Origin of the sequence: Paenibacillus vietnamensis, assembly GCF_020169515.1 — a bacterium.
Taxonomy (GTDB): Bacteria; Bacillota; Bacilli; order Paenibacillales; family Paenibacillaceae; genus Pristimantibacillus; species Pristimantibacillus vietnamensis.
In genome coordinates this window covers 163569-176019 of record NZ_JAHMHW010000007.1, presented here as the reverse complement: position 1 = coordinate 176019, position 12451 = coordinate 163569, and the positions used below count along the sequence as shown (strand labels likewise).

Here is a 12451-nt window from a genome sequence, read left to right as displayed (position 1 = left end):
CCTTTCGCTTATAAAATATTTTTCCCGAACCGCGCTTCGACCCATTCGTCGTTATAGACCGTATCCATGTAGCGTTCGCCGCGGTCGTGCAAAATGATGGCGCATACCGCGCCGTCCGGCAGCTCATCCTCGAGCAGTTTCAAAGCGGAGACGACCGCTCCCGAAGATGGACCGGCCAGAATCGACTCTTTCTTCACGAGCTCCCGGCATCCGATCACCATATCCCGGTCGGTTACGTTAAAGGCGTAATCCATAAAAGGCGTTTGTCCGAACGGGGGCACGATGCCGGCTCCGAGACCGGGAAACAGACGCATCCCCTTTTCCTTTCCGAAAATTACGCTCCCCGCCGCATCGACGGCTGCGATCTTCGTTGCCAGCGCATGCTCCTTCACGTAGCTGGCACAGCCCAGCATGGTGCCGCAGGTGCTGACGCCGCCGACGACGAGATGGACTTGGCCGAGCTCCTCCACAATTTCGCGCATCGTCCCTTCACTGTGGGAAAGGTAGTTGTTTTCGTTGGCGTACTGGTTCGGCCAGAAGCTTTTCGGAATTGTCCCGAGCAGCTGCTGGACGCGGTTCAGCCTTGCCGGCAAAAACTCGCCCGTCTTCTCGTCCGGCTCCGATACGAGCTCGATTTCAGCCCCGTAAGCCTTCATGATCCGGATGTTCTGCTCGGTTGTTTTGGGGTCGATGACGCTGATGAAGCGCATGCCCAAATACGAGCATATCGCGGCCAGGCTGATCGCCATATTGCCGGAGCTTGATTCCACGATGACGGAGCCGGGTCCGATCAGGCCGTCCTTCCAGGCCGTTTCGATGATTCTGCTGGCGGAACGGTCCTTCGCGCTGCCGTTCGGATTCAGCAGCTCCAGCTTTCCATATACCTTGATGCCGCGGTCCCCCGCGAACAGCCTTGACAGCCGGATGAGCGGGGTATGGCCGATGATCGATAGAAAATCATTTTCCACAGGCATCCGCACCCCTTTCAAAAATACAATTTTTTAGATTTCACAGCTCCGCGTTCCAGCTGTTCCTCCTCGGCCGCAAGCGTGACGGATATGCCGGACAGCATGCGGTTTTGGATCATTTGGCCGATTTCCGGTATTTTATGCTCCAGGGCGTGCCCGATGTGTTCAAGCGTGTCCTCGCTCAGGGTGCGGCTGCGGATATGGACGGACAGCTTGTTGTCCTTCAGCCTGACCCGAAGCTCCGCATCGGCAGCAAACCGGTGAACGACGCTTTCGATATCGTAGATGCTGATTTTCTCGCCGTGCTTCAGGTCGGGGCCGACGCGCTTGGAGATGCAGCTGAAGCACTGCCTCCGCCGGCCGCCGATTTCGATCATCCGGAAATCCCGCACGACGTCGTAGGTGACGTAACGGATGGCGGGAAACATCGAACGTACGAAGGAGGTCAGCACGAGCACAGCTTCACCCGGCGCCAGCTCGCCGAGCCGGGGGTCGATTTGCGCGGGGGGCAGAGCTTCCGCGTGAAGCGATTCATCCAACACGTACAATCCAAGCTCATGAGAGTAAGAAGCGATCGCTCCGATCTCGATGGATCCGTACGTGTCCATAATATCTCCGGCACCGATGCCGAACCGGGCCGCCATGTTTTCCTGCCAGAGAGGCGTGGCGATTTCACCGACGAGGATGATTTTGCGGATGCCGAAGGCGCGCGGCTCCGGAGCGGCAGCCGCGATCGAGTCGAGGATCGACGGCATCGTATATAGCAGCTCCGGCCGGAACGACGTTAACCGGCGGATGTGCTCCTGAACGGGGAGGGCGAAGGATAGCGAATCCGCCTGCAGGCCGAGCCGGCCGAAAATCGTCATCGCCGTGCTGGCGGCGTGGCCCGTCCCCATGTCCGCCAGCGCTGTGCGCACGGGCAATGCGTCCTGCTCCAGCCATTGGCGGAAGCAGGCTGTTTTGGCGGCTATATAGCTTTCGTCATCTTCCTGCGAGTAATAGATCGCTTTGCGGATGCCTGACGACGTGCCCGACGTCCGGTACACCGAAAGACCGGCTTCCGTCCGCGGCTCAGGCGTGTAATAATTCGCGTCCAGAACGTCGGCGGTCATGAGCGGCAGGTCGGACAGCTCCGCCTCGAGCGGATCGACCCCTTTTTCCTCCAGCAGCTTGCCGTACCAGGGGTGCAGGCGGGAGATGCGCCCGATTTGCCGCCGGAGCGGATTTATGCTTGTCATGCGTGTTTTGCCTCCTCGTGCCAGAACTCCCGAAGGAATGGATTACTTAAGCTTATGTCGCGGCGGCGTTCAGGTTCGGGTTATGACGACAGCGGCCTAAATCCATTTTTGCAAATGCGCCGTATGCTGATAGAGATGGTAAACAGGCTTGGAGCGGAGGGATAGCTTGAGTAGGAAAAGAAGAATCGCGAAGGCCGGGAAGGCCGGAAAGGCGGGAGCCGACAAAACGAGGAAAGCCGGACGGGCCGGGATAACAGGCAGGCGCAGGAAAAGCGGGAAATTCAAAAAAGCAAAAAGCAGGTATTCAGGAAAAACGATTAAAGCCAAAAAAGTTCGCAGGACAGGGGAAAACGGAAGCTCGAAAAAAACGAAGGCGGCCGATAAAGGCGAATATGCCAAAAAGAGCGGAAATGCCTTAAAAAGCAGGGATGTGAAAAAGTCCGCGAATGCTGCTCCGCACGGGAGGTTCGGTGCTGCCGATCAAGTCGGCGCTAATGGCAAAGCCGGCGCTGCGAAAAAAAGCGGAGCGGCGAGTAAGCTCATTGCGCTGAAACAAGGCGGAGCAGCCAATCAAGCTGGCACGGTCAAAAAATTCGGAGCTGCCGCTAACGCCGTTGCGACTGGGAAAATCGGAAAACCGGCGGCACAAGCGGCCGGAAAGCGGAGAATTGCGGACAAATGGTCCAAGACGCTTGTGCTGCTTAGGGACGAGAAGGTGCGCGGTTACGTGCCGCTGACCAAAATGCTGACTAAGGACAGCCTAAGCAGCATGCTGCAGCTATACGGAATGGTGTATGTGAAGCCTACCCGCGGCTCGCTTGGACGCGGTGTCATAAAGGCGGAGCTGCTGAGTCAGGGCGGCAAAGGCGCTTCCAAGCGGAGCTATGCCTACCAGCTCGGGAGAAACCGCAGGAAGTTTGAGTCCTACGACGCGTTTTACCGCTCGCTGATGAAGGACACGCAAGGCGAGAACTATTTGGTGCAAAAAGGGATTCACCTGCTGAAGTATAAGGGGCTTCCGTTTGATATCCGCCTCATGGTGCAGCGCAAGCCTCAAGGCGGCTGGGAGGCGACGGGAACGGTCGGCCGGGTCGCCCACCCGGGCAAGATTGTGACGAACGGCAGCCAAGGGGGCAGCATCTATCCGACGGCCTACCTGCTGAAGCCGTACGCATCCCCGAAGGCGCGCCGGGAGTTGCTGGGCCGGATGGATCGGATCGGCATCGATACGGTCAAGCGCCTGTACAGCGCTTACCCCGGCATCGTAGAGATCGGCCTGGATTTGGCGCTGGACCGGAATTTGAAGCCATGGATTCTGGAAGTCAACACGGTGCCGGATCCTTGCCCGTTCTCGCTGCTGCCCGACCAGACGATGCTTCGCCGTATCGTCCGCTACGGCAAGGCGTACGGAAGGACGTACCGTCTGAACTGCACGAAAGCGAAGCGGGGGCTGCAGCGCTGATTAGGCGACAGCAAAGCCGGGGATTAGGAAGCAGTAAAGCCGAGGATTAGGAGCAACAAAGGTTGAACGAAGATAAGGAAACAGCAAAGGCTGAGGATTAGGAAGCATAACGCCGAAGATAAGGAAGCAGCAAAGGCTGAGGAAGGCAATGCAGCGCAAACCGTCCTGCAGGCTGAGTAGATAACGCATAGTCGGAGTAATAATGGAAAGGCAGTGCGGAAACCAAGGCTCACCGCGGGATCACGAAGGTCCCGGCCGGTGAGTCTTTTGTTTTTTGGGTCAGCTTTGTGGCCTTTTTACGGTGTACCCTCCAAACATTACGTCAACTTAGATTACATGTACAATGAGCAGCTCAAAGACACTTCAATGAATTAACGCTATATTTGCCTAATGACATCATGACAAGGGATCGAAATCCGTTTATGATGTAGTTATAACATTGATTTGTGTCAGATAAGTTGACAAACAAATGAGACAAGCAGGAGGCAGGAGGTATGCCGAAACTTGCGACGGCAAATTCGCTACGTTAATCAGTTCATCGCATACATAGAGTAGAGATAAGGGGATTGAGCAGACGACCGGAGAGGCGGGGATTCGGATGGGAGCAGCGGATAGGCTGGATTTGATTATCCAAAAGGGCAGCGTCGTACTAAAAGATGAGGTGCGGATACTGGATATCGGCGTGAGAGACGGGCGAATCGTCCAGCTGGGCGATTCCTTGCGCGGGGATGATGCCGCCCGGACGGTATCGGCCGAAGGGCTTACGGTTATGGCGGGAATGATTGACGCTCATGTCCATTTGAATGAGCCGGGCCTCGGTGAATGGGAAGGCTTCGAGAGCGGCTCCGCTGCGCTGGCGGCCGGCGGCTGCACGACCTACATCGACATGCCGCTGAACGGCATTCCTCCGACCGTAACGGCAGCCGCACTGCATCAAAAACTGGCTGCCGCGCAAAACCGGTCGCATGCCGATTACGCTCTGTGGGGCGGGCTGGTGCCCGGAAAATTGCACGAGCTGCAGCCGCTGCACGAGGCCGGAGTTATCGGCTTCAAAGCTTTTATGTCTTACACGGGCGACCCCGGTGAAGACGCCTTTCGCGAGGTTGACGACTATACGCTGCTTGAGGGAATGAAAATAATAGCCGGCCTGGGCAAAGTGCTGGCACTGCATGCGGAGAGCGAGCCGATCGTATCGAGGCTCGGCGCGGCGATGCGTGCGGAAGGACGCCTGTCGCCGGCGGATTACGTTGCTTCGAGGCCGGTTATCGCCGAGCTGGAAGCCATTAACCGAGCGTTGTTCTACGCCGGGCAAACCGGCTGCAAGCTGCATTTTGTCCACATCAGCAGCGAAGCCGGCGTGAGAACGATCAATGACGCTCGCAGCCGCGGAGTTGACGTCACGCTGGAAACGTGCCCGCACTATTTGAAGCTGTCGGCCGGCGATCTGGAGCGCAAAGGGGCCGTCGCCAAGTGCTCGCCGCCGCTTCGCGAAGAGCCGGAACGCGAGCTGCTGTGGGCGGCCGTTGCTGCCGGGGAAATCGATATGATCTCGTCCGATCATTCCCCCTGTCCGGTGTCTATGAAAAATGCGGAAAATTTTTTCGACGCTTGGGGCGGAATTGCGGGTGCGCAAAGCTCCGTCGAGCTAGTCGTTGGCGAAGGCCACGTGAAGCGCGGCATTCCGCTGCCGCTCTTAAGCCGTCTGTTGTCGGGCGCTCCGGCCAAACGCTTCGGACTGGATGCGGATAAAGGAGAAATCCGGCTGGGCGCCGCCGCGGATTTCGTGCTGATCGATTTGAACAAACCGTATATTTTGGAGGAAAAACATTTATACCATCGCCACAAGCATAGTCCTTATATAGGAGAGCTCATGCATTGCAAAATTACAGCTGCTTATCTCGGCGGACAGCCGATTTACCGGGAGGGCCAGGCGCCCGGCGGGACGCCGAAGGGGCAATGGATTCGCTGGAACGGCGCTAACTAGTGGGGAGGGGCGGCTATGGAGCGGGGTATACTTTCTCATCCGCAGGAAAAGGAGAAGCTGCTCGCTTATTTTGAGACGAACGTCATTCAAGTGCTGGATTGGCTCGCTTCCTATAGCCCGGATGAAAACGGCGGTATTACGAGGCTTCTCTATTCCGATGGCTGGCTGGAAACGCAGCGGGCATTAGCTCAAAAAATGACCGGCTTCGGCCTTGAAACGGAGTTTGATTCGGTCGGTAATTTATTTGGCAAGCTGCAAGGGGAAAATACTGCGTTCCCGTCTGTCCTGACGGGCTCTCATATCGATACGGTCGTTCAGGGCGGCAAATACGACGGAGCTTACGGCATCGCGGCCGGGCTTCTGGCGCTGGATTATTTGCAGCGGCAATACGGCAGACCGAAGCGGACGCTGGAGCTTGTATCCTTTTGCGAAGAAGAGGGAAGCCGGTTTCCGCTAGCCTATTGGGGCTCCGGCAGCATCACGGGCCAGCGGACCTTTGAGCAAATTTCCGGTCTGCAGGATCCGCAGGGGGTGTTGTTTGCGGATGCTATGCAGCGATGCGGCTTCGGGGAAGGGACGCATCGCGACAGCCGGCGGACGGATATCGCGGCCTTTGTCGAGGTGCATATCGAGCAGGGTGCGGTGCTGGAAACCGAGGGACTGGCAATCGGAGTGGTCGACACGATTGTCGGCCAGCGGAGATTGGAATTCGAGGTGACCGGGGAATCGAACCATGCGGGAACGACTCCGATGCATATGCGTAAGGATGCATTGGATGGCGTTAGCGCAATGATCCAGGCTATGCGCTTGGAGGCCGTCAGGCTCGGCGCTCCTCTCGTCGCGACGGTCGGCCGGCTGCAGACCTATCCGAACGTGCCTAATGTCGTCCCCGGTAAGGTCGTGTTTACGGTAGATGCGCGCCATTCCGATGAAGGGGAGCTGGAACGCTTTTGCGATTGGGTGATGCGTGCGTTTACCCGGCTGGCGGAGGATCGGCAGCTGGATATTCGGGGCTCGGAATGGTTCCGGGAGAAGCCCGTGCCAATGAATGATACGCTCAAGCGCCAAATGGATGACATATGCGGCCGGCTGGGAATTGCTTCGAAGCGGATGGTGAGCGGAGCCGGGCACGATGCGCAAATGTTCGGCCATACAGGCAAGGCGGCGATGCTGTTCGTGCCGAGCAGGCGCGGCATTTCTCATTCGCCGGACGAATTTACGGAGCCGCGCGAGCTTGCCGTCGGGGTACTGGTGCTGACGGAGCTGCTTTACAGATTGGGCTACGAGGAGGAAGGGTTATGAAGGCTTACAGGGATTTGTCGCCGTCCCCGCGCACCATTATGACGCCGGGACCGGTCGAGGTGGATCCGCGAGTGCTGCGGGCAATGTCCTTTCCTATACTGGGGCAGTTCGACCCTGAATTTACGGCGCTGATGAACGAAACGATGGGAATGCTCCGGAAGCTGTTCATGACCGATAATGAATGGGCTTATCCGGTGGACGGAACGTCCCGCTCCGGCATCGAGGCGGTGCTCGTCGGTTTGATCGAGCCGGGGGATAAAGTGCTCGTCCCGATCTACGGGCGCTTCGGCCATTTGCTGACCGAAATTGCAAAGCGCTGCGGCGCGGAGGTCGTAACGCTCGAGAAGGAATGGGGCTATGTCTTTGACTTGGCGGAGCTCGAGTCCGCGATCCGTCAGCATCGGCCGAAGCTGGTCGCCGTCGTGCACGGGGAGACGTCCACAGGGCGGATACAGCCGCTTGAAGGCGTAGGACAAGTGTGCCGCGAGATCGATGCGCTGCTTGTTGTAGATGCAGTCGCGACCATCGGCGGCATTGAGGTGGCGACGGATCGCCTGCTGCTCGACGCCGTGATCGGCGGTACGCAAAAATGCTTGTCCGTGCCGGCGGGAATGGCGCCTGTTACGTATAATAAGCGGGCGGAAGCCAAGCTGCTGAGGCGCAAAAAAATCGAGCAGGGTTTGCTTCCCCCGGGCGTGGGAGGGGTGAACCCGCCGCTGCATCCCATTCAGAGCAACTACCTCGATTTGAGCCAGCTGCAGGATTATTGGAGCCCGGCCCGCCTTAATCATCACACGGAAGCGACCTCGATGCTGTACGCGCTCCGCGAGGGGCTTCGGCTCGTGCTCGAAGAAGGGCTGGAGGCGCGTTTTGCCCGGCATCGCTTGCACGAAATAGCATTGGTTGCCGGTCTCGAAGCGATGGGTCTCAGCCTGTACGGCGACCCGTCCTGCAAAATGCCCGTCGTTACCTGCATCGAAATACCGCCCGGCATAGACGGCGAATCGGTAAGAGCGATGCTGCTCGAGCAGTTCGGCATCGAGATCGCCAGCTCCTTCGGTCCTCTGAAGGGCAAAATCTGGCGCATCGGCACGATGGGTTACAGCTGCAGCAGACGAAACGTGCTCCTTGCTTTAGGCGCTCTCGAAGCTTCCCTCATCCGCCACGGCCACCAGCTGGAGGCGGGCCTAGCCGTCCAGGCGGCGATGGATGTGTATAAGTAAAAGGCCTGAATCTGTTTAATTAGCGTCTGCGGAGCCGGGTACAAAACGCAAGCGTCTACTGACCCTATCCACTCGTATTAACGTGCAAATTGCACTTTGAGTGGATGAACTCCGGCCTGCCCTGCCCTCGTCCCTGGCTCCGTAACCTTACTGTTTATATTTTTCTTTTGCTCACTCTCCCATCGGCTCAGGATGAGTCACTTGGAGTAGAGGTTGAGATGTCGGAGGAGCATGGGGATAGTGCATGCTTCTTTTTTCTTTTGCCCACTCTCCTATCGGCTCAGGATGAGTCGCGTGAGAAAGGTTGAGTCGTCGGCAGGAGAGTGGGGATAGTGCATGCTTCTTTTCTTCTTTTGCTCACTCTCCCATCGGCTCAGAACGAGTCACTTGGAGTAGAGGTTGAGATGTCGGAGGAGCGGGGGACAGTGCATGCTTCTTTTCTTCTTTTGCCTACTCTCCCATCAGCTCAGGTAGCGTACTAGTTTGTGGATCGGGACTGGAGGAAGATTGTGTAGTGCTTACTTTTTGTGGAGAGTGACTGAGTTCCTGAGCCGTTGGGAGATTGAAGCAAAGATGGATAACAGGGTATACACCTGTGGAGCCGGGCAAGATTAGGAGTCAAAAAAATGCTCCGGGCTAGAGCGTGAAGTTCTTGAGCCGAGGGGAGAGTGAATCAAAGTAGATAAACACGGTATGCCCCAGGGATCCGGTGAAGATTAGGAGGCGAAAAGGCCCCGAGCTGTAGCGTGAAGTTCCTGAGCCGTAGGGAGATTGAAGCAAAGAAGAAAAAAGGATATGCCCTGCCTGCTCTTGATAGCCGTCGTGAGGTTTTTTTACATAGAAGAAGTGGTGGGGGCGATGGAGCGGGCAGAAGGATGCGGAGTATGTAAGCATAGATTTTAAATAAACTTTACTTTCACTTTACCTTGTCTCTCCGCCAGGTTTACCCCCGATCTATACAATAGCTTCATAACATCCCGAGGGTGAGAGGATGGTGCACCAGTGCGGGGCGAGGGGGATGAAGTCATGACAATGATAAAATACAAATGGACGCTGCTGCTGTCGGGGTTTATGCTGGCGTTGGCGGCGGTTTTTCTACTGCAGGGGGGAGGAAGGCCGGCTGCTTCGGAGGATTTGTCGGATCCGTTTCTCGATCCGTATGCTTTGTCGCTGGCTCACCGCCATGCGGGGCCGGGAAGCGAGACGGAGGCGGAGAAAACGATAAGACTGACGCCTTCGTGGCCGGAAGGAAAGCCGCAAGCGGGTTCGCCAGCGTTATTGGCAATAAAGATCTCGAATGGAGAGGGCCGGCCGGTCAATGAATTTGCTGTTACCAATGAGAAACTGATGCACCTGATCATTGTGAGCTCGGATTTGCAGCATTTTCAGCACGTTCATCCGGAATACAATGGGGAAGGCGCGTTCGAGCTCCCGGTTGTGTTCCCGACAAGCGGCGATTACAAGATCTACGCGGATTTTCAGCCGGCAGGGATGAACGAGCTGACCCGATCGGACCAGATGACGGTCCTTGGGCAACCGCCCGAGCCGGAACCGCTTCAGCCTAGCGAGACGCTGACTGCCAGCGTGGAAGGAATGAAGGTGACACTGGAATTTGAAGATGCACCGGCGCCGCAGTCGGCAACGAGCATGACGTATACGTTTACCGACGAGGAGACGGGCGAGCCGATCAAGGATCTGGAGCTGTACCTCGGAGCGGTAGGCCATGCGGTTGCGATTCATGAGTCGACGGAGCACTTCCTCCATATCCATCCGCTTAACTGGGCATCATCGGGACCGCAGGCCGCGTTCGGGGTGAGCTTTCCGGGGAGCGGCAAGTACAAGCTGTGGGGACAGTTTCAGCGGAGAGGCAAAACGTTCGTCGTCCCGTTTGTCATCAATGTCTAGCATCCGCTCCGCCAATTCACAAAGCCTGCTGGCCTTCAAAAGGCCGGCGGGCTTTTTTTGGGCGGAATGGCGCGACAAGGAGGCGCGGGAATAGGATTAGACTTAGCCTGGTCTGCCCGCAGACTTCGTGAAACGTCTAAGTCTAAGGCTCAGCTTCGATCCCCGCGGCGGCTTTATATTTTACCCAAACCGGAGAAACATCTTAAGTTCCCTTTACCTGAACCGCCTTTCGTTATTACCTGTGCGTGTTAGAGTAGCTAACATAAACAAACGGAAACGGGGGATGCGATGGTCATGTGTCCGGGATGTGCCAGCAGAGCAGAACAGAGAATAGATAATGGAGGGAAACGATGAAGAAGAAAAAGCTGCTTGTAACCGTCATTGCCGCATCTGTCGTTATTGGATCTGTTAATCTTTTTCCGGGGGCTTTCGGGCTGGACCGCCTGAGCGCCGCGGAAGTGGAGAAAATCGTCTACCATCCACTGAATCCGCTCACTCCGCAAGAAATCGAAGAAGCCTCAAAAATCATCCGAAGCTCGCAGTACGGCAGCGCCGATATGTATTTTTCCGAGATTAAGCTTCAGGAGCCGGATAAGAAGAAAGTGTGGGATTGGGACGATAAGGGAGGGAAAAAGCTTCCGCGGGAGGCGACTTTTACGCTCATTAAAGGGAGTAAGCCGTACGAAGGCACGGTTAACCTGGATACGGACAAGATCACTTACTGGAAAGAGGTCAAGCAGGGCTGGCCGTTTTATACCGAATGGGGGCAAACCGAGGCCATCGTCGAAGCGGACAAAGACGCCGTAGCCGCACTGGCGAGACACGGCATTACCGATTTGAGCAAGGTGACGTTCGCGGACGGCCCGCTTGGCGATTACGGCCCCGAGCTGACGCCGCCGGGCTCCCGACTGGCGATGTCGGTTCCACGTCCGAAAGTGGAGGGAGCGGTCAACCATTTTGCTCACCCGATGGACGGACTGGCCTTTCTCGTTGATCTGAATGCGAAAAAAGTGCTCAAAATCTACGAAACAGGCAATCCTCCGGTTCCGACCGACCTGAACGATTATTCGAAGGTGATCAAGACGAAGCGGACCGACGAAATCAAGCCGCTGATCATCTCGCAGCCGGAAGGCGCCAGCTTCTCCGTGAAGGGCACAATGGTCGACTGGCAAAACTGGAAGTTCCATTTCCGCCTGGACCCGCGCGTCGGTCCGATGGTATCGACGGTTTCGTACACGGAGAACGGCGAAAAGCGGAAAATTATGTACGAAGGCGGCCTCGGCGGCATGATGGTGCCTTACGGCGATCCGGATCCGGCATGGCTGTACAAAATTTTTATGGACGCCGGCGAATACGGCGTAGGCTTGTCCACCCGCACGTTGAACGTGGGCTCGGACGTGCCTGCGAACGCGACGCTGTTCGACGCCGCAGTGAACAATACGGAAGGCAAAGCGACGGTCATCAAAAACACGTTTGCGCTGTTCGAGCGTTACGCCGACCCGGAATGGTCGCATAACGGCGATGCGAGAGAGCGCCGCGAGCTCGTGCTCCGCACAATCGCCACGATCGGCAACTACGATTATGTGCTGGATTGGGTCTTCCTGCAAAACGGCTCCATCAAGCTGATGGCCGGCGCAACAGGCCTCGCTCAGGTCAAAGCGGTGAAAACCAAAACGATGGACGACCTGACAGCGGGCAAGGACACGCGCAACGGCAAGCTGGTAGATACGAATATCGTCGCTCCGACTCACCAGCATATTTTTAGCTACAGGCTGGATATGGACGTTGACGGTCTTTCGAACTCGGTGGGCGAGATTTTGCCTAAAGCGGTCACGGTGGCCGATCCGGAGTTCGCCCGCAGCGAAATGATTACCGTAGAAAAAACGTACAAAACGGAGCAGGATGCCATTCAGAAGTTCGACCCGGACAAAATCGTGCTCGTCACTAATACGTCGAAAGAGAACAAGCTCGGCTACGCGACCGGCTACCAAGTCATGCCTTACGCGGGAGGCACTCATCCGTTCATGGAGGAGCCGCTGTTTACGAAAACGGACTATGTACTGAAACGAGCGGAATTCATTAATAATCATATTTGGGTTACGCCATACAAGAAGGATGAGCTTTATTCGGAAGGAAAGTACACGACGCACAACACCGACACCGGTCTTGGACTGTGGACGCAGCAGAACCGGAACATCAAGAACAAGGACACGGTTGTTTGGCTGACGACGGGGACGACGCACGTCATGCGTGCGGAGGAGTTCCCGATCATGCCGACGGAATGGGTCACCGCGATGATCAAGCCGTTCAACTTCTTCAACGAAACGCCGACTCTTGATTTGCCCGAGGTTGCTGCAAGCGAATAGATT

The 12451-nt window shown here is 56.7% G+C and carries 8 protein-coding genes; 6 read left to right on the top strand and 2 right to left on the bottom strand.

The features are described from left to right. Nucleotides 1-8: 8 nt before the first annotated feature. Nucleotides 9-974, bottom strand: coding sequence for a 2,3-diaminopropionate biosynthesis protein SbnA (gene sbnA, locus KP806_RS15990; protein WP_263575726.1), 966 nt, complete (start codon nucleotides 972-974; stop codon nucleotides 9-11). 11 nt (nucleotides 975-985) lie between these two features. Beyond that, on the bottom strand, nucleotides 986-2206 hold the full coding sequence (locus KP806_RS15985) for a phenylacetate--CoA ligase family protein (protein ID WP_224724708.1): 1221 nt from the start codon (nucleotides 2204-2206) through the stop codon (nucleotides 986-988). 166 nt (nucleotides 2207-2372) lie between these two features. On the opposite strand from KP806_RS15985, the gene KP806_RS15980 reads away from it, so the two are divergent. From KP806_RS15980 to KP806_RS15955, 6 genes are all read left to right on the top strand, one after another. Further along, nucleotides 2373-3668, top strand: coding sequence for a YheC/YheD family protein (locus KP806_RS15980; RefSeq protein WP_224724707.1), 1296 nt, complete (start codon nucleotides 2373-2375; stop codon nucleotides 3666-3668). Nucleotides 3669-4266: 598 nt separating this feature from the next. Next, on the top strand, nucleotides 4267-5652 hold the full coding sequence (gene allB / locus KP806_RS15975) for an allantoinase AllB (RefSeq protein ID WP_224724706.1): 1386 nt from the start codon (nucleotides 4267-4269) through the stop codon (nucleotides 5650-5652). Between the two features lie 15 nt (nucleotides 5653-5667). Next, a complete protein-coding gene (allC, locus tag KP806_RS15970) occupies nucleotides 5668-6954 on the top strand; it encodes an allantoate deiminase (protein ID WP_224724705.1) in 1287 nt (428 codons plus the stop codon). After that, nucleotides 6951-8177: a pyridoxal-phosphate-dependent aminotransferase family protein gene (locus tag KP806_RS15965; RefSeq protein WP_224724704.1), complete on the top strand. Its 1227-nt coding sequence runs from the start codon at nucleotides 6951-6953 to the stop codon at nucleotides 8175-8177. Before allC ends, KP806_RS15965 begins: the two co-directional genes overlap by 4 nt. 1026 nt (nucleotides 8178-9203) lie before the next feature. Beyond that, nucleotides 9204-10082, top strand: coding sequence for a hypothetical protein (locus KP806_RS15960; protein ID WP_224724703.1), 879 nt, complete (start codon nucleotides 9204-9206; stop codon nucleotides 10080-10082). 350 nt (nucleotides 10083-10432) lie between these two features. After that, on the top strand, nucleotides 10433-12448 hold the full coding sequence (locus tag KP806_RS15955; protein WP_224724702.1) for a copper amine oxidase: 2016 nt from the start codon (nucleotides 10433-10435) through the stop codon (nucleotides 12446-12448). The last annotated feature ends 3 nt before the right edge of the window (nucleotides 12449-12451 follow it).